Origin of the sequence: Zunongwangia pacifica, assembly GCF_023499215.1 — a bacterium.
Classification (GTDB): Bacteria; Bacteroidota; Bacteroidia; order Flavobacteriales; family Flavobacteriaceae; genus Zunongwangia; species Zunongwangia pacifica.
Map to the genome: position 1 here is coordinate 1 of NZ_JAKHSK010000042.1, position 24154 is coordinate 24154.

The 24154-nt window shown below is 37.3% G+C and carries 23 protein-coding genes; 10 read left to right on the plus strand and 13 right to left on the minus strand.

What is annotated here, in order from left to right:
• Positions 1–486 precede the first annotated feature (486 nt).
• A complete protein-coding gene (locus L1967_RS19450; protein ID WP_249603172.1) occupies positions 487–3906 on the minus strand; it encodes a leucine--tRNA ligase in 3420 nt (1139 codons plus the stop codon).
• 366 nt (positions 3907–4272) lie between these two features.
• Positions 4273–5199 (minus strand): ketopantoate reductase family protein, encoded by a 927-nt coding sequence (locus L1967_RS19455; RefSeq protein WP_249603173.1) that lies wholly within the window; start codon positions 5197–5199, stop codon positions 4273–4275.
• A 183-nt stretch (positions 5200–5382) separates the two neighbouring features.
• On the opposite strand from L1967_RS19455, the gene L1967_RS19460 reads away from it, so the two are divergent.
• From L1967_RS19460 to L1967_RS19490, 7 genes are all read left to right on the plus strand, one after another.
• Positions 5383–6261 carry a cell division protein FtsX gene (locus L1967_RS19460; RefSeq protein WP_249603174.1) on the plus strand — a complete coding sequence of 293 codons (879 nt, stop codon included), beginning with the start codon at positions 5383–5385 and terminating at the stop codon, positions 6259–6261.
• A gap of 17 nt (positions 6262–6278) precedes the next feature.
• Positions 6279–6533 carry a DUF3098 domain-containing protein gene (locus L1967_RS19465; protein ID WP_249603175.1) on the plus strand — a complete coding sequence of 85 codons (255 nt, stop codon included), beginning with the start codon at positions 6279–6281 and terminating at the stop codon, positions 6531–6533.
• 3 nt (positions 6534–6536) lie between these two features.
• Positions 6537–7331, plus strand: coding sequence for an undecaprenyl-diphosphate phosphatase (locus L1967_RS19470; protein WP_249603176.1), 795 nt, complete (start codon positions 6537–6539; stop codon positions 7329–7331).
• Positions 7332–7346: 15 nt separating this feature from the next.
• The gene (locus tag L1967_RS19475; RefSeq protein ID WP_249603177.1) at positions 7347–7793 is read left to right on the plus strand and encodes a GNAT family N-acetyltransferase; all 447 of its coding nucleotides are present in this window, start codon (positions 7347–7349) and stop codon (positions 7791–7793) included.
• Positions 7794–7855: 62 nt separating this feature from the next.
• On the plus strand, positions 7856–8578 hold the full coding sequence (gene truB, locus L1967_RS19480; RefSeq protein WP_249603178.1) for a tRNA pseudouridine(55) synthase TruB: 723 nt from the start codon (positions 7856–7858) through the stop codon (positions 8576–8578).
• A gap of 16 nt (positions 8579–8594) precedes the next feature.
• Positions 8595–9308, plus strand: a complete 714-nt coding sequence (locus tag L1967_RS19485; protein WP_249603179.1) for a hypothetical protein — start codon at positions 8595–8597, stop codon at positions 9306–9308.
• 3 nt (positions 9309–9311) lie between these two features.
• The gene (locus L1967_RS19490; RefSeq protein ID WP_249603180.1) at positions 9312–9881 is read left to right on the plus strand and encodes a DNA-3-methyladenine glycosylase I; all 570 of its coding nucleotides are present in this window, start codon (positions 9312–9314) and stop codon (positions 9879–9881) included.
• 253 nt (positions 9882–10134) lie between these two features.
• Here L1967_RS19490 and aat read toward each other — a convergent pair whose 3' ends face one another.
• The 3 genes from aat to L1967_RS19505 all read right to left on the minus strand — a co-directional run bounded on the left by aat (position 10135) and on the right by L1967_RS19505 (position 12125).
• Positions 10135–10773, minus strand: a complete 639-nt coding sequence (gene aat, locus L1967_RS19495) for a leucyl/phenylalanyl-tRNA--protein transferase (protein ID WP_249603181.1) — start codon at positions 10771–10773, stop codon at positions 10135–10137.
• A gap of 95 nt (positions 10774–10868) precedes the next feature.
• A complete protein-coding gene (locus L1967_RS19500; RefSeq protein WP_249603182.1) occupies positions 10869–11243 on the minus strand; it encodes a DUF3127 domain-containing protein in 375 nt (124 codons plus the stop codon).
• A 6-nt stretch (positions 11244–11249) separates the two neighbouring features.
• The gene (locus L1967_RS19505) at positions 11250–12125 is read right to left on the minus strand and encodes a flavin reductase family protein (protein WP_249603183.1); all 876 of its coding nucleotides are present in this window, start codon (positions 12123–12125) and stop codon (positions 11250–11252) included.
• A 117-nt stretch (positions 12126–12242) separates the two neighbouring features.
• Between L1967_RS19505 and L1967_RS19510 the strand changes: the two genes are divergently transcribed.
• Positions 12243–13394 carry a sensor histidine kinase gene (locus tag L1967_RS19510; RefSeq protein ID WP_249603184.1) on the plus strand — a complete coding sequence of 384 codons (1152 nt, stop codon included), beginning with the start codon at positions 12243–12245 and terminating at the stop codon, positions 13392–13394.
• Here the strand turns inward: L1967_RS19510 and L1967_RS19515 are convergent.
• From L1967_RS19515 to greA, 4 genes are all read right to left on the minus strand, one after another.
• Positions 13391–13651 (minus strand): acyl-CoA thioesterase, encoded by a 261-nt coding sequence (locus tag L1967_RS19515; protein ID WP_249603185.1) that lies wholly within the window; start codon positions 13649–13651, stop codon positions 13391–13393. The genes L1967_RS19510 and L1967_RS19515 overlap by 4 nt on opposite strands.
• Complete coding sequence (locus L1967_RS19520) at positions 13599–13796, minus strand: acyl-CoA thioesterase (RefSeq protein ID WP_249603186.1); 198 nt, start codon at positions 13794–13796, stop codon at positions 13599–13601. The genes L1967_RS19515 and L1967_RS19520 overlap by 53 nt, the downstream gene beginning before the upstream one ends.
• A gap of 2 nt (positions 13797–13798) precedes the next feature.
• Positions 13799–14188, minus strand: coding sequence for an HIT family protein (locus L1967_RS19525; RefSeq protein ID WP_249603187.1), 390 nt, complete (start codon positions 14186–14188; stop codon positions 13799–13801).
• 107 nt (positions 14189–14295) lie between these two features.
• Entirely contained in the window at positions 14296–14772 is a 477-nt protein-coding gene (gene greA / locus L1967_RS19530; protein ID WP_249603188.1) for a transcription elongation factor GreA, read from the minus strand.
• A 293-nt stretch (positions 14773–15065) separates the two neighbouring features.
• On the opposite strand from greA, the gene L1967_RS19535 reads away from it, so the two are divergent.
• Positions 15066–15503, plus strand: coding sequence for a putative periplasmic lipoprotein (locus L1967_RS19535; protein ID WP_249603189.1), 438 nt, complete (start codon positions 15066–15068; stop codon positions 15501–15503).
• On the opposite strand, the gene L1967_RS19540 is transcribed toward L1967_RS19535, so the two are convergent.
• The 3 genes from L1967_RS19540 to L1967_RS19550 all read right to left on the minus strand — a co-directional run bounded on the left by L1967_RS19540 (position 15504) and on the right by L1967_RS19550 (position 19846).
• Positions 15504–16403: a helix-turn-helix domain-containing protein gene (locus tag L1967_RS19540; protein ID WP_249603190.1), complete on the minus strand. Its 900-nt coding sequence runs from the start codon at positions 16401–16403 to the stop codon at positions 15504–15506. It lies immediately after the preceding gene.
• 164 nt (positions 16404–16567) lie between these two features.
• The gene (locus tag L1967_RS19545; protein ID WP_249603191.1) at positions 16568–17332 is read right to left on the minus strand and encodes an SDR family oxidoreductase; all 765 of its coding nucleotides are present in this window, start codon (positions 17330–17332) and stop codon (positions 16568–16570) included.
• Positions 17333–17488: 156 nt separating this feature from the next.
• Positions 17489–19846, minus strand: coding sequence for a TonB-dependent receptor (locus L1967_RS19550; protein ID WP_249603192.1), 2358 nt, complete (start codon positions 19844–19846; stop codon positions 17489–17491).
• A 286-nt stretch (positions 19847–20132) separates the two neighbouring features.
• Here L1967_RS19550 and L1967_RS19555 point away from each other — a divergent pair, with 286 nt between their 5' ends.
• Positions 20133–22580 (plus strand): ATP-binding protein, encoded by a 2448-nt coding sequence (locus tag L1967_RS19555; protein WP_249603193.1) that lies wholly within the window; start codon positions 20133–20135, stop codon positions 22578–22580.
• Here the strand turns inward: L1967_RS19555 and L1967_RS19560 are convergent.
• On the minus strand, positions 22570–23916 hold the full coding sequence (locus tag L1967_RS19560; RefSeq protein WP_249603194.1) for a sigma-54-dependent transcriptional regulator: 1347 nt from the start codon (positions 23914–23916) through the stop codon (positions 22570–22572). The two genes, L1967_RS19555 and L1967_RS19560, sit on opposite strands and share 11 nt — an antisense overlap.
• Positions 23917–24154: the final 238 nt, after the last annotated feature.

The window sequence follows — 24154 nt, forward strand, 5'->3', positions numbered from 1 at the left end:
TTGATAGCGGTGGTCAACAAACTTTTAAAGCAGGCCTTTGCTATTGCTACACAAAAAACCTATTACACCGAAAATAACTTAAATTTATCTTGTATATAAACACAGTTCATCTCGACCGAAGCGGAGAGATCTTTTGTAGATTCTTTTTGAAAATTGAGATTTCTCCGTTTCGCTACGCTCCAGTCGAAATGACTACTATTTACTTATTGCTCATCATTCAGCTTTCTAATACAAATCCCATATCTTTTTCAGCCCAATTATTCAAAAAAGTACGATTCGTCATTTCGAGCGAGGTACGAGTCGAGAAATCTCCTGAAATTTCACTTCATATCAATAAGAACGCGTCCCAAGAGCTATAAATTAGAATGGCAAACCTTATAGTGAGACGAAAAAAAATTAAACCTCACAGGTTTTAAAAACCTGTGAGGTTTAATGTATTATTAAAAATCAGCTTACAGCTGAAGGCTGAGCGCTAAGAGCTAAAAATTACCCAACAATATTTACAATCTTACCAGGAACGATAATAACTTTTTTAGGTGTTCTGCCGTCTAATTGTTTCTGAGTACGCTCGTCTGCCATTACCGTTTTCTCGATCTCATCTTTACTCATATCCATTGGTAACTCCATCGTAAAACGCATTTTTCCATTAAATGAAATTGGATAATTTTTAGTGCTTTCTACTAAAAATTGCTCTTCAAACTCTGGATACGTAGCGGTTGAAATTGATTCTGAATGTCCCAACTTACTCCATAATTCTTCAGCTATATGCGGCGCATAAGGCGCAATAAGCACCGCTAAAGGCTCTAAAACTTCACGGCTGTTACATTTTTGTGCACTTAACTCGTTCACGCAAATCATAAACGTAGATACCGATGTATTGAAGCTGAAATTCTCGATATCTTCAGTGACTTTTTTGATGGTTTTATGCAATGTTTTTAAAGCATCTGCTGAAGCTTTCTCCTCAGAAACAAAAAAAGTCTGTTCCCCTCCTTCGGAGGGGTTAGGGGAGGAATAATATAATTTCCAAAGCTTTTTAAGGAAGTTATGCACTCCGGTGATCCCGGCGGTATTCCATGGTTTTGCCTGGTCGATAGGCCCAAGGAACATTTCGTACATTCTTAAAGTATCGGCACCAAAATCTTCACAAATATCATCTGGATTAACCACATTATATTTAGATTTCGACATTTTTTCCACCTCTCTACCTACAACATAAGCTCCGCTTTCTTCAGTAACAAACTCAGCATCCTTAAACTCTGGTCTCCAGTTTTTAAAAGCTTCAACATCTAACTCATCTGAAGAATTAACAAATTCTACAGGGATATGAGTATAATTTACAGGCATACCAAGAATCAATTCACCCTTATCAATTCTTTCTTTTAAGTTTATATCTACATCCCTGTCAATTATCTTTTCTAATGAATCACTTCCTTCAGCTAAAGTTTCAATGTATACTTCCTTTGGAATAAACACTAACTTCCTATCTACAATTACCTCTTTAGTAAACTTATTAATAATGGAATAATAAGTATAGTACCCAAAAGCACTGGTCCCAAGAATCATTCCCTGGTTGATCAGCTTTTTAAAAGGTTCTTCTACTTTTAAATATCCGCGATCTTTTAAGAATTTAGTCCAGAATCTCGAATATAGTAAATGCCCGGTGGCATGTTCACTTCCTCCGATATACAAGTCTACATTTTCCCAGTAATCTAATGCCGCTTCAGAAGCAAAAACCTCATCGTTCCCGGCATCCATATAACGGAATAAATACCAGCTACTACCAGCCCAACCTGGCATTGTGTTCAATTCTAAAGGAAATATATCCTCCCCTTCCCCCTCCAAAGGAGGGGCTACGACTTTATTTAATTTTCTATTCCAAAACCATTTCTTTGCGTTTCCTAATGGCGGCTCACCGGTTTCGGTTGGAAGATATTTTTCAACTTCTGGCAAATGCAATGGTAAATACTCTACATCAATCATTTGCGGCAAACCATTTACATAATATACAGGAAATGGTTCTCCCCAATAACGCTGGCGAGAAAATACTGCATCTCGTAATCTATAATTGGTTTTTCCATAACCCGCGCCTATTTCTTCTAATTTAAGAATCGCTTTTTGCAGTGCCTCTTTATATTCTAATCCGCTTAAAAAATCTGAATTTGCGATTACCGTTCCTTCTTTTCCGCTGTGTGCTTCTTCAGAAATATCAGCATTTTCAAAAATATCTTTAATAGGAATTTCAAAATGCTTGGCAAAATCATAATCACGCTGGTCGCCACATGGCACAGCCATTACCGCTCCGGTCCCATAGCCTGCCAACACATAATCTCCAATCCAGATCGGGATCGGTTCTTTGGTAAATGGATGCTCGGCATAAGCCCCGGTAAAAGCTCCGGATATCGTCTTTACATCGGCCATTCGCTCACGTTCACTACGCTTTGCCGTCGCTTCGATATACGCTTCTACTTCTTCGCGCTGCGCATCCGTAGTGATTTCTTTTACCAGATCGTGCTCTGGCGCAAGCGTCATAAACGTTACTCCAAAAATCGTATCAGGTCTAGTCGTGAACACCTTAATCCCCCTAGCCCCCGAAGGGGGAATATTGCTTTCGTTTTCCTGATCTGAATAATCCTTTAATTGTGCTAAATTATTACTGATTTTCTCAAGAACAGTCTCAATCCCCCCTAAAACTTCCTCATTTTTAAATCTTAAAACTTCGAAACCGCTGTCTGCAAGAATTTTTGTTCGTTCTTCATCATATTCTTTAGTCTCCTTATGAATTCCGCCATCGACCTCAATCACTAATTTCTTTGAAAGACAAACAAAATCTACAATAAAATCATCTATTAAGTGCTGTTGCCTAAATTTATAGCCGTCCAGTTGCTTATTTCTAAGTTGAGACCATAGTGCGGCTTCTGCTTCGGTTGGATTTTTTCTATTTTCTTTTGCCTTTTCAATTAGAAGATGGGAGTTATTGCCTCCCGTCATATAACCGGGTTTTGCTTTCTCTTCCCCTTTGGGGAAGGATAGGATGGGGAATTCAACTATTGCCCCAACTGATTTTCCGATCCAGTTACGCTGACTTTCCTTTAAACTATCTGTCCAATCCAGCTTTTCCAAACCATTAAGCAAACGCTCTGCAAAAGCAGAAATCCGCATGCTCCACTGGGTCATTTTCTTACGAATTACCGGATAACCACCACGTTCTGAAACGCCATTTATAATCTCGTCGTTTGCCAATACCGTTCCCAGTTGCGGACACCAGTTTACTTCGGTTTCAGCAAGATAAGTCAATCGATATTTCAGTAAAATTCGTTGTTTTTCTTCGGAAGAAAATTTGTTCCAGGCTTCGGCTGAGAAATCCTCTATATCATCATCGCAAGCCGCTTTTACTCTAGTATTTCCTTCCGCAGCGAAAATTGCTGAAAGTTCAGAAACAGGTCGGCTTTTATCAGCTTCCAGATCATACCAGGATTCAAAAAGCTGAATAAATATCCATTGCGTCCATTTGTAATATTCCGGATTACTAGTACGCACTTCCCTACTCCAATCGAAACTAAATCCAATTTTATCTAATTGCTCACGATATCTCGCAATATTATCTTTGGTCGTGATGGCAGGATGCTGCCCGGTCTGGATCGCATATTGCTCTGCCGGAAGCCCAAAACTATCATAACCCTGAGGATGCAACACATTAAAACCTTTATGGCGTTTGTAGCGCGCATAAATATCACTGGCAATATATCCCAGCGGATGCCCAACGTGCAAACCGGCTCCCGATGGATAAGGGAACATATCGAGTACGTAGTATTTTGGTTTCTCTGAGGAATTGGAGGCTTTAAAAGTTTGGTTTTCTGCCCAATACTTTTGCCATTTGGCTTCAATTTTGTTGAAGTTGTAGTTCATTTTTCGTTATTTCTAAAGTTCCTAACGGAATCTATTTCTGGGAATTCACTTGAATCCTGTATCTATCTTAAACAATTCCCGCAAATTTACAATTTTAAACCAGTCGCAGCAATTAAGAATGGAAATAGGTTTAGCTAGATAGTTGCTGGTTTACGATTGACAGCAGTTAGTGTTTAATAATTAGAAAATATTGATGAGATGCTGAATCGAGTTCAGCATGACAAGGAGATTCAGCCTTCAATATTTATAATCATGATTCTTGATTCTTTAATCTTGTTTCCTTTTTACCACAAAAAAACTTATTTTCTCAAGTCTAAACTCTAACAGCGCAGCGATCTCAATTCTAACTTCTAAAAACAAAGCGGTCTACCCCCTTCTCGCTTCCTTTTCCATCGGTAATAATGCACGATAAATAAATTCATTCACCAGAGTTTCAATTCCTAATTTCTTTCCCTGTTCTACGATATAACCGTTAAAATTCCCTAATTCTGAAGGACGGCCTGCCATGATATCCCGCTGTGTAGAAGCTGTTGCCGTCATCCCCTGATTCCCGATAAACTGAAACAACTGTGCTACATCTTCATCATTAAAATCAACTCCTTTTGCCTGTGCGATTGCCTGAATTTCGAGTCCGGTTTTCTTTAAAATATCCTGTAAATAATCATCCTGCCACATTTTACCAATACCCACCCGGGTTAAACCTCCCAAACCACTTACCGTAGCAATAAAGGCAAACTTTTTCCAGATGGCTTTATAAATATCGTCTGTAACAATTCCTTTAATACCAGCATTATTAAAAATTTCCTTTAATTTTAAAACCCGATCTGATTTTTCATTATCCATTTCTCCAAAAACAATCTCGGGTTCAAGGTAAAAATGATTAATGACTCCCGGCGCCTCTTTTTTACTGTAAATTTTACAAAGACCGGCCAAAATATTTTTTTCAGGAATTACTTCCCGAAGCTTTTCCATATTATCGGTGCCATTTTGCAATGGTAAAACCATAGTTTCCTTGGTAATTATCGATTTTAGGTTTTTTGCGGCATCTTTTATCTGCCAGGATTTTAGTCCTAAAATCACCAGATCAGGAGAATGAACTTTGGTAATATCATCGGTTACTTCAGCTGGATTCACCTCAAAATCACCATTTATACTTTTCACCCTAAGTCCGTTTTCTTTGATTGCCTTTAAATGTTCGTTTCTGGCTATAAAAGTTACCTCCTGCCCAGCTTTTGCCAGTCGGCCACCAAAGTAACCTCCAACTCCACCGGTTCCATAAATAAGAATTTTCATCGTTTCAATTTTCCGTTTTCTGAAGTAGGAGCATTTAAGCTCAAAATTTTAATAGCATTTTTACAAAAAATGAATCTTATTCCTTCAAATTTACGCTTATCAGAATAATTAGTAAAGTTTGGGCGTTAAGAAAGTCTGGAAACCGTTTACTTTATTATTTTTACAAAAAATTGGTAGCTGTTTATGAGTACATCGTTTGAACGATATCAAAAGCGACGTTTAATTTCATCTTACTTTTCCGTAGTGCTAAGTATCGCACTGGTACTTTTTCTACTGGGAATGTTAGGTTTACTGGTATTAAATACCAAAAAGGTAGCCGATCATTTTAAGGAACAAATTGCCATCACCGTTTATTTTAACGATGATGCAAAAGATGATGTTATGCAAAATCTTACCAAAAGTTTAGATACGGCGTCGTATACAAGATCGGTAACTTTTGTATCTAAAGAAGAAGCGGCGAAGCAAACCAAAGAAGCCATTGGTGAAGATTTTATGGAATTTCTGGATTATAATCCGCTTCAAAATTCTATCGATGTGTATATGAATGCCGACTTTGTTTCTTCTGAAAAAGTAGAGGAAATTGCTGCCAAACTTTCAGAAAATAGTGCCGTAGATGAAGTTGCTTACGATAAACCCCTAATTTCTTTGCTGAATAACAATCTTAAGAAAATTAGTTTTTGGGTTTTAATCGTTAGTGCTTTATTTACGTTTATAGCCGTTTTACTTATCAATAGTTCTATAAGACTATCGGTTTATTCTAAACGTTTTACGATAAAAACCATGCAAATGGTTGGCGCCACTAAAGGCTTTATTCGCCGTCCATTTATCTGGAATAGTGTAAAACTGGGAATGATTGGCGCCATGGTTGCCCTTGTAGGGATGGCAGCAGTAATTTATTATTTAAATAATAGTTTTGCCGAACTAAACCTACTGGCCGATAAAAAACTGATATTAGCTTTATTTGGAGGTGTTTTTTTAACCGGCATTGTAATTACCTGGTTAAGTACATTTTTTGCAACCACCAGATTTCTAAATTTAAAAACAGATGAGCTTTATTATTAAAGCTAAAATCATAAAACATGAGCAATAACACCAAGCCCCAACAACAGGACAAAAATTTTATTTTCGGTAAAAAGAATTACAAATTTATGTTTATCGGTCTGGCAGTCATCGCTTTGGGATTCATTTTGATGGCAGGTGGCGGTAGCGACGATCCTAACGAATTCAATGAAGCTGTTTATAATTTTCAGCGCATTCGCCTTGCCCCAACCATTGTTTTAATTGGTTTCGGAATTCAGGTTTATGCCATTTTAGTAAACCCAAACAAAAAATAAAATTTGGATACTTTAGACGCCATCATCCTGGGGATTATTCAGGGATTAACTGAATTTTTACCCGTTTCTTCCAGCGGACATTTAGAATTAGGAAAAGCCATTTTAGGAGACAGCAGCCTTCCCGAAGAGTCTATGATGTTTACCGTTGTGCTCCATTTTGCTACAGCTTTAAGTACGATTGTCGTTTTTAGAAAAGACATTTTCAAGATTTTTAAAGGTCTTTTTCAGTTTAAATGGAATGAAGAAACACAGTTTTCAGCCAAGATTATCATTTCAATGATTCCGGCTGCCCTTATTGGTGTTTTCTTTGAAGATTATTTAGAAGAACTTTTTGGCGGCAGCGTTATCTTTGTTGGTTTTATGCTAATCATTACCGCACTTTTATTATGGCTGGCCGATAAAGCAAAAGACACCGGGAAGCCGGTAAGTTTTATGAACGCTTTTGTAATTGGTGTTTCACAAGCTATTGCCATGCTACCGGGAATTTCACGTAGTGGTTCTACCATTTCGACTTCGGTTCTTTTAGGGAACGATAAAACAAAAGCAGCACGTTTTTCATTTTTAATGGTCGTACCATTAATATTTGGTAAAATTGCCAAAGATTTGATGGATGGTAATATTACCGAAGAATCGGTTGGCGGATCTCATCTTATTATTGGTTTCTTGGCGGCATTTTTATCGGGATTGATTGCCTGCACCTGGATGATCTCTTTGGTTAAAAAAAGTAAACTTTCTTATTTCTCAATCTACTGTTTTATCGTTGGGATCATTGCAATCGCCTTTGGGTATTTTGCATAAAAGAGAGCATAAATTATGACTAAGCTGAAAATCCGGGAAGCGAAAATCGATGATTTTGATATCATTTTTCGGTTTATTAATCAGCTTAAAGAAAGTGAGTTTGACAAAGCTACACAGCATCAAATATTTTCAGAAAACCTGAAACAGCAGAACATTCTTTATTTTGTTGCTGAGGTTGAAGATCAGGTTATAGGTTTTGTTTCCTGCCACATCCAGTCTCTTTTGCACCATGCTTCAAAAATCGCTGAAATCCAAGAGTTTTTTATTGCTGAAGACTTCCGTAGAAAAGGATATGGAAAAATTATTTTGGATCATCTAATCTCAGTAATAAAAGCGCTCAAGATTCCGCAGATCGAACTTTCAACGAATATAAAAAGGACAAACACCCATAAATTTTACGAAAACTACGGATTTAAAGTTACCAGTTATAAATTTGTATATAGGTTTAAAGCCGAAAACTAAATATCCTTCATTAAATGTTGTTGAAATTCTGTCTTGAAGGAATAAAAAAATTCCATTAATTAATGCATAAACAAGCGCTTACAGCCGAAGAATTTAAAAACGGACAAATTTTATTATTCGACAAGCCGTTAAACTGGACATCTTTTCAGTTGGTAAATAAAGTACGCTGGATGATTCGTAAAAGCTGTGATATTAAAAAGATCAAGGTAGGCCATGCAGGAACTTTAGATCCACTGGCAACAGGGCTTTTAATTATCTGTACCGGCAAATTCACCAAAAGAATACCCGAACTTCAGGGACAAATAAAAGAATACACAGGCACTTTTAATCTTGGTGCCACCACCCCTTCATACGACCTGGAAACCGCAATTGATCAAACTTTTCCTATAGATCATATTTCTAAAGAACATATAGCTGAAACCACCAAAAGCTTTATTGGTGAAATTGAACAATTTCCCCCGGTCTTTTCAGCATTGAAAAAAGATGGAAAACGACTTTATGAATATGCCCGAAAAGGCGAAGAAGTTGACATAAAATCGAGAACGATTCGTATTGATGAGTTTGAAACTGATGCTTCAGCTTTTCCTGATATCAAATTCAGGGTAGTTTGCAGCAAAGGAACTTACATAAGAAGCCTTGCCCACGATTTTGGAAAAAAACTGAACAGTGGCGCGCACCTTTCCGCATTAAGAAGAACAAAAATTGGAGATTTTAATGTAGAAAACGGACTCCTTCTGGAAGAATTCGAAAAATTGCTACCTTCACGAGAGAATACCACGCCGTAACCATCGTTTAAAAAATATGCAGTTTATAGAAAAACATAAAGCCTTACTATTAACCATTTTGGTGTTTTTAGTATTGTTTTTAGCTCTGTATAACTGGCATTTAGGAAATAGCGCTAGAAGAAACCAGGAGTTTTTAGTGGATTTAGATTCCTTTACCGAATCTTTAAAACAAAAAGAGGAAGAACCAGCACCCGAAAAACAACCGGAACCCACCAACTCCAAAACTCAAACCCATAGGGCTTTCGATCAAAATAATGAGGCCAGGGAAGCGAATTTCGATAAACAGTTAAATGATATTTTCCAGAAGAATTCGGCTTCACAAACCGAGATCTCAGAAAACAGCGAAAGTAATTCTTCAGGAGATTATGCTGTTGGAAAATCGGGTAAAAAAGCACAAGAACGATCTGATGGGGATAACTCCAATAAAACAACCTCAACCAAGCGCGGTAGTTTAAGAAATAGCTCTATTTCCTTTAATTTAAAAGGAAGATCGGCAGTAGACATCCCAAATCCTATTTATACGTGTAGTGTTTCTGGAAAAATAGTCATTAATATTAGAGTAAATGAAAGTGGGCACGTGATAGCTGCATCGTTTAATGAGGCTAGCTCTTCTACAGATAATAAATGTCTGGTAGAAAACGCCTTACTTTATGCTTCTGAAGCGATTTTTAGCGAACTCACTGGTAGGAATAATCAGCCGGGAACGATTACTTATCAATTTAAACCTTAAAAAATGACTAAAAAACATCGATGCGGATGGTGTTTGGGCGATCCTTTATACGAAGCTTATCATGATGAAGAATGGGGCGTACCCGTTCACGACGAACAAAAATTATTTGAGTTTCTAATTCTGGAGACCTTTCAGGCCGGTTTAAGCTGGATCACGATTTTACGAAAACGAGAAAACTTCAGAGAGGCGTTTGATCATTTCGACTATAAAAAAGTGGCGAAATATTCTGAAGAGAAAATTCAGGAATTGCTTCAAAACCCGGGAATTATTCGGAATAAATTAAAAGTAAGAAGTGCCGTTACCAATGCACAGCTTTTTATGAAAATTCAGGACGAATTTGGCAGTTTTGATCATTATATCTGGAGCTTTGTTGACCACAAACCAATACAAAATAAAGTTGAAAACTATAAAGAAGCCCCGGCGACTACAGAAATTAGTGACCGGCTAAGTAAAGATCTTAAAAAGCGCGGATTCAAATTCGTAGGTTCTACCGTGGTTTATGCACACATGCAAGCCACAGGAATGGTAAATGATCACGAAGTTTCCTGTTTTAGATATACAGAAGTGCAATAGCCCTTCTTAGATTACTAACGGTATTCTTCTAAAATTCTATATTGAACATCCTTAATTTCCAAAATTGGTGGCAGCCCATCTGGCCATGCAGCTTCGTCACTTTCATCGTACGTGATAAGTTCTGAAAATTCCTGTGTGCAGCTACTATTCGCCTCTAAGTAATTACAGGGGTTTTCACCATTATAGCGCTGATTGGTTACACTATAATCGTCATCGCCTTCCCGGCCAATATAAATCTGCCTGACACAGTTTATTACTTTAAAAATTCCAAAAACTCCTTTCTAGAAATTTCTTCAGCCCCAAGACTTTCTAAATGATCTGTATGCACCTGGCAATCGATAAGTTTTACTCCGTTTTCCTGAAGTTTTCTAACCATACTTATAAAACCATATTTAGAAGCGTTGCTCGCTTTTGCAAACATACTTTCTCCGCAAAAAACCTTTTTGTCCTTTAAATAAATGCCATATAATCCCCCTACAATTTCACCATCACTCCAAACCTCAACAGATTGCGCTATTCCTTTTTCATGTAAACCGATATAAGCGGCCTTCATCTCTGGTGTAATCCAGGTACCCAGCTGCCCTTTTCGTTCAATTTCGGCACAACTTTCAATTACTGTTTCAAAAGCGTTATTATAAGTTACTTTAAAAGCTTCTTTTTTAAAAAGTTGTTTCATACTTTTTGAAACTTTTAATTTCTGCGGAAATAAAACCATCCTGGGATCCGGGCACCACCATAAAATAGGCTGAGACGCATCATACCACGGAAAAATCCCTTTGGAATATGCTTCCATCAAGCGGCTTTCAGTAAGCGATCCTCCAACAGCAAGCAATCCTTCATCTGAAGTGTATGCGATATCCGGAAAGGGATCAAATGGCTTTAAAATTTGCAACGTACGGAGTTTTAGGGTTCAGAAATTTACAAAAAGAAAAAAGCTTAGCACGTTAAGTTGGTACTAAGCTTTTCCAAAAAATTATCATCTAAATTTTAGAACGGAAGATCGTCGTAATCTTCATCTTTAAAATCCTGTGCCGGCTCAAAATGATCGTCTGGTGGTGGTACGTTTTGACCACCAGGTTGCGATGGCTGTAAATTTTCTATTCTCCATCCCTGGATAGAGTTAAAATATTTGGTTTCTCCCTGTGGGTTTACCCATTCTCTACCACGCAGGTTAACCCCAACTTTCACCGGTTGCCCCACTTGATAATTATTTAATAAATCTGTTTTATCCTGGACAAACTCAATCATTAAATGTTGTGGATATTGCTCTTCTGTAGTGACAACTAATTCTCTTTTTCTAAATCCGTTATTACCAAAAGTTTTGGTATCTCCAATTAATTTAATCTTTCCTTGTACTTCCATCTTCGTTTAATAATTTGCTAGTAATAATTTCCACGCTTCTATCACCTTTCCGTTATCCAGCAATAATTGCGCCTGTTTATGAATTGCTTCTGTTTCTTTTGCTGCAATAATCTCAGTAAATAAATCGTCTTCAGAAACGTATAATTTCGATTCTTCCAAACTAGGTAATTCTTCTACGTTCCCTAATTTACCAAGATCATTACCGGTTAAGATAACACTTTCTCTAATTTCCTGCGGAATGGCGTCTACGCCAATTCCTAAATTAGCAATAGGTTTTGGCACCTCAAACATGCCATCCTTTGCCCTGGTGTACCAGTTCCCTCCCATCCTGGCCACCTGATCGATCTTAAACTGATCTATATAGCCGTCTTCATCTAAAATCTCTTCGTTGATATGTGTTTTAAGGACTTCACATATTACAAGATTTCCGGCACCACCTTCCTGTCCCAGTTCGATAATTTCATTTACTTTACATTCAAACTGTACGGGAGACTCTGCCACTCTAAAAGGTTTTACAAGATCCGAAGGCTGCATGCGCAGTCCAGATTTCTCAAACTCATTTACGCCTTCCGCATAATCAGTACTGCTTAAAGACATTTGCTGTACCATCTTATAATCTACGATGTTGATCACACACTCCTTAACTACTTTAAGGTTTAAGAAGGTATGTTTAAGACTCCCATCTATTCCCCGTCTTACCGGGGAAAAAACCAAAATTGGCGGTTTAGCACTAAACACATTAAAAAAACTAAAAGGTGCCAAATTTGGCCTACCTTCAGCATCTAAAGTGCTCGCAAAAGCAATAGGTCTTGGACCCACCGCTCCGCTTAAATATCTGTAAAGAGCACCAGAAGGTGCTTCCTTAGAATCTATACTTAACATGCATCGATTTTTCGCAAAGGTAACAATTAGGATAAGGAATATAAAGATTGACCACACAATAATATTCACATTAAAACGCTTATATTTAACCGCTTTTAAAATGGAGAGGAACTCTTTATGAATTTTAGTGACGAACGAAAGTACAACCGTTGGTTTATCATATTTGCAGGATTGGCCGTTATCGTATTGGTTTTATGGAATACCACCATATTTTTTAACCGACTTAAAGATGAAGAACGCACCAAGATGAGTATTTGGGCTGAAGCGCTGTTAGAATTAGATCGCGCCGACAGTAACCAGAATTTGAGTCCGCTTATTCTGAATGTTCTTAACAGTAACACCAGCATCCCTACCTTGCAAACCGATGAGGAAGGGAATATTGTGTCTTCTCACTTTATTGATCCAGAAAAAATAGATACCCCTGAGAAAGCACAAAATTACCTTAACCACCTAAAAGCTGAAAACGAGCCTATAATCATGCACCTGGACAGGTTTAGAACGCATAAGGTGTATTATGGTAATTCTCCTGTATTAAATAGTTTAAAGTATTATCCACTGGGGCTGGTAACCATTGGTTTTTTAATTATTGGGGTTATTTATTTCTTTTATACCACCACCAAAAACAGCGAACAAAATAAATTATGGGCGGGAATGGCTAAAGAAACGGCTCATCAAATAGGCACGCCCTTAAGCTCATTAATTGGCTGGACAGAAATTTTAAAACAGGAAAAGGTAAACGAAACGTATGTTGTTGAAATGGAAAAAGACATACAGCGTTTAGAAACTATAACAGAGCGTTTTTCTAAAATTGGATCTGCCCCGCTCTTAGAAGAAACCGATCTTGTTGAAGCCACCAGACAAAGCTACCAGTACTTACAATCCAGAAGTTCTAAACTTATCGATTTTCACTTACAGGTTCCAAGGGAGAAAATTATTGTAAACCTGAATACCCAATTATTTAGCTGGACTATCGAAAACCTGGTAAAGAATGCGATTGATGCAATGCGTGGTAAAGGAAAAATTACCATCGAAATAAAACAAAATGAGAAACAGGTGTTTGTATATGTTCACGATACAGGTAAAGGAATAGACAAAAGTCGATTCAAAATTATTTTTGAGCCGGGACAAACCACCAAAAAACGTGGCTGGGGACTTGGTCTATCTTTAGCGAAACGTATCGTAGAAGAATATCATAACGGCCGCATTAGGGTCGCCAAAAGTGAAATTGGCGAAGGCACTACTTTTGAAATTATGCTTAAAAAGGCCTAATATTGGCCTAGTATTTCCCGAAGATCGTTAGAAATTGGCAGGGTTTTATTTGCAGTAAAATCGTAAAAAACCGAAACATCTTGCCCTACGGCACAAAGTTGATTTTGATCATCAAAAATATGATGTTCAATTTTAAAACTTTTGTTTCCAACTTCAGCGATACGGGTTTTAATAATGGCATTGCCCGGATATTGTAATGCTTTTTTAAAAATCGCAATGGGTAGAAACCAGCATCGCCCCTTTATGTTTTTCAGCATACATTTTATGCAACCCGGTGGCTTCCCAAAGATTTACTCTACCAGATTGCATAAAACGCATGAAACTAAGATTATTTACATGGCGATACATATCAAGATCGCTCCAGTCTATCCTTAATTTTAATTGAAGCTTAAAATTTTCCAAGCTTACAAGTTTACGTGGATAGATGCTGCCAGCTCTTTAAATTCGTCATCGGTCATTTCGTAATGATTGGCAAAATTCATATCACTCATATCGTTAAGCGGAATTAAATGTACGTGGGTATGCGGCACTTCAAGCCCTACCACAGCAACACCAATACGTTTACACGGTACGGTTTTTTCTAAGGCTTGCGCCACTTTTCTGGAAAAACGCATCAACTCCATATACATTTGCTCTTCCATATCAAAAATATAATCTACTTCTCGCTTAGGGATACAAAGCGTATGCCCTTTACAATTTGGGCGAATATCTAAAAATGCCAGAAACTGGCTATCCTCTGCAACTTTATAGGCAGGGATCTCTCCTTGAATTATTTTTGTGAATAAACTGGCCATAATTGATTGTTTTGATTAGTACTATAAAATTAAAAATCCTTTTCCTGAATCTCCGTTAAAGGATTAAGAAAAGGACTTTATAAACCTTAAAAAGAGATTAGCTAAAACTATTCACGCCAAATCTCTAAAATTTCGAATTTCATGGTTCCACTGGGTACAGCAATATCGGCAACCTCACCAACTTTTTTGCCTAATAAACCTTTCCCAATAGGGGAATCTACCGATATTTTTCCAGTTTTCAGGTCGGCTTCACTCTGGGCCACCAGTTTATATTTAACTTCGGCTCCGTTATTTTGATTTTTAATTTTCACATGAGAATGAATCAAAACTTTAGAGGTATCTAATTGCGACTCGTCGATAACGCGAGCATTCGCCACAACCTCTTCTAATTTTGCAATTTTCATCTCTAAAAGCCCCTGAGCCTCTTTTGCAGCATCATATTCTGCATTTTCACTTAAATCTCCTTTATCTCTGGCTTCAGCAATAGCCTCTGAAGCTCTTGGACGTTCTACATCTTTAAGCTGATTTAATTCATCTCTCAACTTTTTTAGTCCTTCTGCAGTGTAATAAGATACTTTACTCATAACTTCGTCGTTTTTATAATTGGTAAAGGGCCTTTATTTAGAGGCCTTCTTCCAAAGAATAATATGTTTTTAATGATTGTTTCTAATCTAATGACCTTTTAAAAAAGGCTTAGTGAATAAAAAGAAATTCAACTAAAGGAGATGTATAAAGTCCCGCGGTTTGACTGCGAACTTATTATTTAAAAGCTGCATGATCATTAGATTATTGTTTATTAATAAAAAAAATCCCACCTATAATGGGATTGTTTCTAACAAATATAAGAAATTTACCCTTGCGATAAAAAAGAAATTAAATGAAGCGTTTTTTATTTTTTAGTCTGTTAAGCATTTTAATTTCAGGCTGTTCATCTAGTGACGACGGGCGTAACAACAATCCTAATCTGGTAGATATAAATTTTCAATACCGATTGAATATTGAATCTGCCGAGTTTAATCAACTTCAATTTCCGGGGAATCAGGTTGCTATTTACTATGAAGGTGTTGGAATTGGTGGCGTAGTAGTTTATAACGTAAATAATGATCTTTATCTGGCTTTCGAACTAAGTGACCCTAATCATGTACCAAATCCAGATTGCCCGGGCATGACGATGAACGGAATCGAAGCCACTTGTAGCTGTGAAGATAATGTTTATAATATCTTAACGGGAGAACAGGTAAAAGGTAATGGTGATTACGCTATGAAAGCCTATCGGGTTGAAAAAAATGGTAGGTTTCTTACCATTTCTAATTAATTACTTTCTAAAATTGCCCGGAGTAGCATCTGATGCTTTTTTAAAAAATTTGATAAAATAAGAAGGATCTTCGAAGCCCAGACTCCAGGAAATTTCAGCAATATTCCAGCTGGTATGTTTTAAAAGCGCCCTTGCTTCTATAGCAATACGTTGGTTAATAACTTGCGAAGTCGTTTTACCTGTAGTTTCTTTTAATACCCGATTTAGATGATTTGCGTGGATATTTAAGTGATACGCAAATTCCCCAGCACTTTTTAATTTTATTTGCTGAAGTGGATTTTCAATAGGAAATTGCCGCTCCAGCAATTCCATAAATAAAGAGGTAATTCTATCTGAAGCTTTCGATTCGGTTTTATTCTTCTGAAGGCTTGCCGGTTGTAATTTTAAGGCTTCGTGAATAAGTTCAAAAACCAAATTCCGCAATAGATCATACTTATAATCATAAACCGAGGCAATTTCTGAAAACATCTTTTCATAAATAGCCAATATTCGTTTAAAATCGGTCTCATTTAAAGACAAGATTGGTGTACCGCTACTTTGGAAGATGGGATAGTCCTTAAAGTTTCCAAAGCCATTCATAAAATCTTCAGTAAAAACACAAAAAGCGCCTGTTTTATCTTCATAAAGCGGTTCCCAATTGTACGGCACCTGTGGATTGGCCACCAAAAGCATATTCTCTTCAACCTTAAGTGTTTTATCGGCATAATGCACCACATTTTCACCAGAGATCAGACTAATTTTATAGTAATCCTTCCGGCTATATGGCATCGCTTTGGTGGTCCCAAAATAATCCCTCAACCTAAACACATTAAATTGCCCCGTTTTTCGTAGAATATCGCCAGGAAGTTCCCCCATCTTTTTTCGGTAAAAATCCTCTAAACCCATTGTCTTTTCCATCATACTAAAGATAAAGATTTGCAAAAAGAATTCCGCAGCTAAGACTACGGAATCCCCTATAAATTTTCCACCATCAACAACCCTTTGGTGAACCCATGAGTTCTTCAACCTAAACAGATTCACCGATTTCGAGGCAAACCTGGGGGAATTAATTCCTCATTGATGGATTAAATATTTTGCCCGCCAGAAACCTCGATACGTTGGGCGTTTATCCACTTCGCATCTTCTGTACATAAAAAGGCCACCACACCACCTATATCACTTGCCTGTCCCACACGATCTAGCGCGATAGATTGTTTAACATGATCGTTTACCTGTTTATTATCACGCACCAAACCACCACCAAAATCGGTTTCAATCGCCCCCGGTGCCACGGCGTTTACTCTAATCCCGCGATTACCAAATTCTTTAGCCTCGTATCTGGTTAAAGATTCTATTCCAGCTTTTAGGGCTCCATAAACGCCGTAACCCGGCATCGTAAACCTGGCCAACCCAGAACTAATATTTACAATCCCGCCGCCATCATTTAAAACATCGAGCAATTTTTGGGTTAAAAAGAAGACCCCCTTAAAATGAATATTGGTTAAAAGATCGAAAGTTTCTTCAGAAGTTTTGGCGATTGGCTCGTTAATTCCTATCCCGGCATTATTAATCAGAAAATCGAAATTTTCAGCATCGAATTCAGATTTTAAAGTTTGCTGAAGATTCCTTTTAAATTCATCGAAACCTGAAATAGTTGCGGTATCCAACTGAAGCGCCACAGCCTTCTGCCCAGTTTTCTTAATTTCGGCAACAACTTTTTCAGCTTCTTCTTTTTTACTGTGGTACGTAATCACCACACCCAGTCCTTTTGTGGCTGTTTTTAAAGCCATATCTTTCCCAAGACCGCGGCTTCCTCCTGTAATCAAAGCAATTTTTCTCCCTGTATTCATCGTTTTTGGTTTTTAAATTCCATGACAAAATTAGATAAGGAAGTCGCTGAAATTTAGAAGGGATCAAACCAAAAATGGTAGTATTCAAACAACAAAAAAATGCCTGAAGATTTTTTCAATTTCAGGCATTTTAGAACTAAAATAAATCAGACAAATTTAAAATCTTAAGGTAATCCCGGCTAGAAAATTTGTAGTGGCCTGCGGATAGTATCCTGCACCCCAAGCGGGATCAAAATATCCGTTAGACACGTATTTCTCATCAAAAACATTATTTACCAAGCCTGTAAAAACCACTTCTTTGAATAGTGGAGCGGTTTTCCAGAGATATTGCACATTAAAATCGTTTACAAAATATGAATCCAGTTTAGATTCTTCTAACTGTAGGTTACTCATATATTGCTCCCCTACATATTTACTTAAAAAGTTTAACTGCAGATTTTTAACCGGTGAAACCCTTATCATATTACCGGCCACAATATTTGGAGAAAATGAGATCTTGGTATCTCCAAAATTTTGCTGTTCGCCATCAAAAACTGCTACAAAATCTTTATTTCTATTTCGGCTTATCGCAATATTGGGTCTTAAACTTAACCAGTTATTTACCCAGATCGTAGCGTCTACCTCTACTCCTAATCGGTAACTTTCTCCGCTGTTTTTTCTAATCGCAGCTCCTTCTTCGTCAATTTCTCCCGAAAGTACCAGTTGATCTTTATAATCCATAAAATAAAGGTTGGTATTTATTTGGGTTTTCCCGGCATTAAATCGCCATCCTAATTCGTAATCGACCAATTGCTCTTCGGTGGGAGCGACCTCATCGTTTTCAAAAGCATCTTCATAATCAGATCGTGACGGTTCACGGTGCGCCACAGCTACAGATCCATAAAGCTGATTTTGCTCATTAAACTGATAGGTAAATCCTCCTTTAGGATTAAAGAAATCGAAATTAGCATCGATAGGAAAATTATCCACCTGCTGGGTTGGCCCATCACCTTCGTAATTAATAGTTCTTAATTGTAAATCCCCGTACACCGCAAACTTATTGGTGATAGAAACCGTAGCTTTTGTATAAATATTAAAATCTGTTTTTACCGCATTGTTTTTATAAAATGGCTCGTAAGGATCGTTATTATGCGCAAACCTGGTATAAATTACTTCTCCAAAATGATCACCATCGTAGCGGTTCCAACCACCACCAACAATGGCATCTACAGATCTATTTTGATAGTTTAAACTAAAAGTGGTTCCATAAAAATGATTATCCAGCCAGCTGGTATTTACAAGATCAGATGTGGTAATTTCTTCCCCATTAGAGATAAAAGGCTCTAAGCCAAAGTTGGTTAAAACTTTATTCACCTCATATTCTTCATAATAGCCTCTTCCGTAGGTATAATGCAATGCAAAATTAGACGACCAGTTTTTATCGTAAGTTTGATTCCATAACAACTGGTAGTGATCCTGTTGGTAATTATCGGTTTGATTATCGTAATATTTTACATTGCCATCTTCATCGGTATACTCACCTGCAGGGTTGTAGGTCCTGTCACTTTCTAAAGTTGCGGCATCAATACCATACCAGGCCTGATAGGTTTTTTCTTTTCCGCCAAACATAAGGGCCTTTACCAAAGTTCCTCCATCAACATAGCTTCCCTGTAAAAAATAGGATTTAAGCTCAGATGCCGCTCTATCGATATACCCATCACTTTTGATTAATGAAGCACGCCCGGCAAACTCCCAGTGATTATTAAATAAACCGGTACTGAATTTAGCCGTATGTTTGTGCGTATTATTAGAACCGTAAGTATTGGCAACTTCAGCTGAGGCTTCTTCATTAAATCTATCGGTTAAAATATTGATACTGGCTCCAAAAGCACCGGCACCATTGGTAGATGTCCCTACCCCGCGCTGCAACTGAATATTCTCTGTAGAGGAGGCAAAATCGCCTAAGTTTACCCAGAACGTTCCCTGACTTTCAGCATCATTATAAGGCACACCATTTATCGTCACATTTGTTCGGGTCGCGTCACTACCTCGTACCCTGATTCCGCTATAGCCAATTCCGTTTCCGGCATCTGTGGTGGTGACTACAGAGGGCAGGTAATTCATCAATGTTGGAATATCCTGACCAAGATTTCGCTCCCCAATCTCTTCATTGGTTAAATTACTATAGGTAATTGGGGAATCTGCATCTACCCTAACCGATTGCAAGAACACTTCATCAAGAGCTTCTTCCAAACCACTGAGGTCTACGTCTAATACCTGATCTGAAGTTAGATTGATTTCAAAAGATTTTCGGTTCCCATACACAAACTGAATAATATGTTTCCCTTCCTCTAAAGTAAGTTTGTAGTTACCGGAATCATCTGTAAGTGTTCCCGAATTTTTAGTAGTGGTATAAACCGAAACTCCGCTTAAAGGCTTCCCTTCTCGGGTTACTGTTCCTGTAAGTTGATACTGCTGTGCCATCACTGCATATCCCGAGAGCACCATTAAAAAACTGAATAATATGTTTTTCATTCGTAAAAAAATTACGAATAAAAGGGGCCATTATTCCATTAAAAATTTGGTTAAAAAATAAATCCTGAATTTCTTCAATTTTTAATTTTGAAGCATATTCAGGAGTGCTGTAGTGCGCTTTGCACGTTATCCCTTGGCAGCATTACCCGCCCAGGTTCATTGGGTATAATCTCAGCCCGAAGGGCACCCCTTATGAGATTTGCTGCAAATGTAGAAAGCTTTTTTTGATTATGAACAATTATTGCAATTGATTCAAATGGTTTATTTTTGAAAATCACTAAAAACTATGCAAAACACTAAAAGATCGATCACCCTAAAGGTTGTTGCCGGTTACCTGCTTATCGCAGCTCTGGTAGTTGTTGCCGTTTGGTTTATTTATAATCGGGTGGTGATCTTTAGCAATATGGCGCAAAGCAACAGCAGCAATAATGAACAGCTTTTTTTAGTGAGTGAAATTACCAGCGATTTATACGAAACTGAAAATGTTAGCCGAAGATTAATCCAAACCGGCACTAAAGAAGACATTGTTTTGTACCAGGCACAACTGGATTCTATTAAAATGAATTTAGTGGAATTGGACAAACAATATGTCGAAAATCAACTACACACCGAACTTGACAGTATTTATAAACTTTTAGACCTTAAAACCAAAAACCTTGAAGCTTTAATCGATCTACGGGAAAAAGAACGAAACACCAATTACTATAAACAGGTAATGGAAGAACTTAACCGGGTTAACGAAAGTTTTGAATCTAACCAGGGTTACGACGACAGATTTAATGATTTAGAGCCCTATCAAAAGAGAGTGCTGGTAAAATGGTTGGAGTATGCCCGGGCAGACAATGCAAAATCCTTAACCAACCAAACGGCAGATTCTCTGGTAAACTCTGTAAAAAAGGTTTTAAACGATTTCCAAAAAGCCAATATTAAGTTTAGAAATACAATTCTTGAAAAAGAAAACGATTTGCTGGACAATGATATGGTCCTTAACCAACAGCTTCGAAAAATCCTGGCCAATATTGAAAAAGATGAGCGCGAAGCTTCTTTAGAACGGACTGAAAAAGCCCAGAAAACTTTAGAAGATACCGTTTTAATCATTATGATATCGGGGATTGTTTGCGTTATTGTGATTTTATTGTTTTTGATGCTTATTATTCGTGATGTGGGCCGAAGCCAGCAATATCGTATGGAATTAGAGGAAGCTAAAAATTTTGCCGAGACCCTTTTAAAGCGCAGGGAACAACTTATGGCTGCCATCACGCACGATTTAAGATCACCCTTAAATACCGTAATTGGCTATTCTGAATTGATGAACAAAACGCAGCTGGGCAGTAAACAGCGGCACTACCTTAGCCAGATTAATAAATCTTCAGATTTTATCCTTCATTTGGTAAACGACTTGTTGGATTTATCGAAACTTGAAGCTGGTAAAATGCTGGTTGAAAATTTACCCTTCAACCCTAAAAAACTTATTACCGATACCGTACAGAATAACATTCCTGCCAGTTTAAATAAAGATCTTGAGGTGATCATTAACATTTCTGAAGAAGCAGATGCACAATACCTCAGTGACCCTTTCAGGATAAAACAGATTATCGCCAACCTGGTTACCAATGCTTTTAAATTTACCGAAAAAGGTGAAATCATAGTCTCGGCTGAAATTCAGTCGAAAACAAAAGAATTACAAGATCTCATCATTAAAGTAAAAGATACCGGGATCGGAATTTCTAAGGAAAAGCAAGATATTATTTTCGAAGAATTTAGTCAGGAAAACAGCGGCATCGAAAAAAAATACGGTGGCACGGGACTAGGTCTTACCATCACAAAAAGCCTTACTTCTTTACTAAAAGGAGAAATTAGTTTGCACAGTGAACAGGGCAAAGGAAGTGAATTTACCATAACCATCCCGGTACAGGAATCTAAAAATACAAAGAAACCGGTAACGGAAGAGGAACTAAATCGTAATGAAAAAACGGCTAATATCGATTTTGGAAACAAAAAGGTGCTGGTTGTTGATGATGAACCTGCCCAATTGGCACTAACTTTAGAATTCCTAAAAAGCCATCATCTTAAATTCGACACAGCTGAAAATGGGAAAAAAGCCATGGCGCTTTTAGACGAAAATCGATACGATTTAATTCTTACCGATATCCAAATGCCCATTATGGACGGTTTCCAATTAATGAATACCATAAAAAAAGACGAAAACCTGAATAACACTCCGGTTATTGCTTTATCTGGCCGTACAGACATGAAAGATGAAGTATATACTCTTACCGGCTTTGCGGCAAAACTTACCAAACCTTTTAAACCCAAAGATCTATTACTTAAAATAAGCGAAGTGTTTAATATTGAAGCACCAATTGTAGAAAAACCGGATGCTCCAAAAGATGATTTTGTACCTCAGCAAAACAAATTTTATAATCTTGAGGATATTTATATGTTTTCTGGGGAAGACAAAGAAGCCATGTACATTATTATTAAAGCATTTTTAGAAAGCTCCGAAGAAAATATTGCGAAGATAAAATCCCATAAAAAAGAAAACAATTATGACGCTATTGGGCAAATAGCGCATAAAATGTTACCCATGCTTAAACAAATGAAGATTATGCCGGTAATTCCCGTTTTAGAACGACTGGAAAAGAAAGCAGCAGTATCTAATGCCGAAATTGATCAATTAATACAGCAATTAGAAAAGGTATTACAAGAACTGGAAAACGAGGTTACAGTTTAATATCGTATTGTTTAAGCTTATTGTAAAGCGTTTTACGATCTATAGATAACATTCTGGCCGCTTTACTTTTATTCCCTCCTGTTTTCTCTAAGGCTTCCAGGATTAATTTCTCTTCGTTCTTGTTTTTAAAAAGTCCGTAATCCTCTTCCCGCTTCTCGGCAGTAGCAATCTCGTGCGGTAAAACTTTCATTGGGATTAACTTATCCTGAGTAAGTAATACGGCTCGCTTGACCATATTTTTAAGCTCACGTAAATTTCCCGGCCAGGAGTAATTTTTAAAAGCTTCTACAGCATCGTCTGTAAACCCAACCACTTCTTTCTCTAACTCGGTATTAGCTTCTTCTAAGAAATGATCTGCAAAAAGCATAAGATCTTCTTTGCGATCTTTTAAAGACGGAACTTTTATCGAAAATTCATTTAGGCGATGATAAAGGTCTTCCCTAAACTCACCGTCTTTTACGGCCTGTGAAAGATCTTCGTTGGTTGCTGTAACCACTCGTATATCAACTTCTATTTCTTTATTGCTCCCTACAGGTTTAATTCGGCGTTCCTGCAAGGCTCTTAATAATTGTACCTGTAGCTCATAACTAAGGTTTCCTATTTCATCAAGAAATAATGTCCCTCCATTTGCCGCTTTAAAATGACCTATTTTATCATTAATAGCTCCCGTAAATGAGCCTTTTATATGACCAAAAAATTCACTGGAAGCAATCTCTTTAGGAATTGCCCCACAATCTACCGCTATAAAAGGAGCATCTTTACGCTTGCTTTGGTGATGAATGCTTTTAGCCACATTCTCCTTTCCGGTACCGCTCTCACCGGTAATTAAAACCGACATATTGGTTGGAGCTACAAGCTCTATATAATCATTCAGTTTACGGGAAGCATCACTAACTCCTTTAATATATTGTGCACTGGGATCGGCTTTTTCCTTACTTCTGGCAACTTTATTTTGAGGTGCTTTTTGTTCAACAACCTCAGTATTTAAAGCATTCTCTATAGTTTGTAAAATAGATTCGGGTCTAAACGGTTTACTCACATAATCAAAAGCACCATCTTTCATCGCTTGTACTGCCATACTAATTTCCGCATAGCTAGTCATCACAATAACCTGAGTCGTAGGATTATTAGATTTCACTTCTTTTAATATATCCAAACCGTCATTATCCGGAAGTCTTACATCGGTAAGAACAAGATTAAATTCTGATGTAGTTATTAATTTTAATGCATCACCACCTGAAAAACAAAGCTCTGCGTCGTAACCTCTTTTAGAAAGAAATGTTTTAAGCATGGTACCGAAAGGAACGTCGTCTTCTACTATGAGAATGTTTGGCATAATCTAATTTTAATAGAGAGGTCACAAATTTAGGAAACAAATACCCAAATTCTTACAAATAAAATATAAAAAAGAGGCCGTAAAAGACCTCTTTTAAATCTAAATTAGAATATAACCTAAAAGTTTACTCCCATTTTAAACGGTGGAACCGATTAGAAAAAAATCGCCAAATTTAATCAGTACTTTCTGGACTTTCTTATTTGTGTTAGTTAGTAGTATTAAGATTGCCCTAAAAATA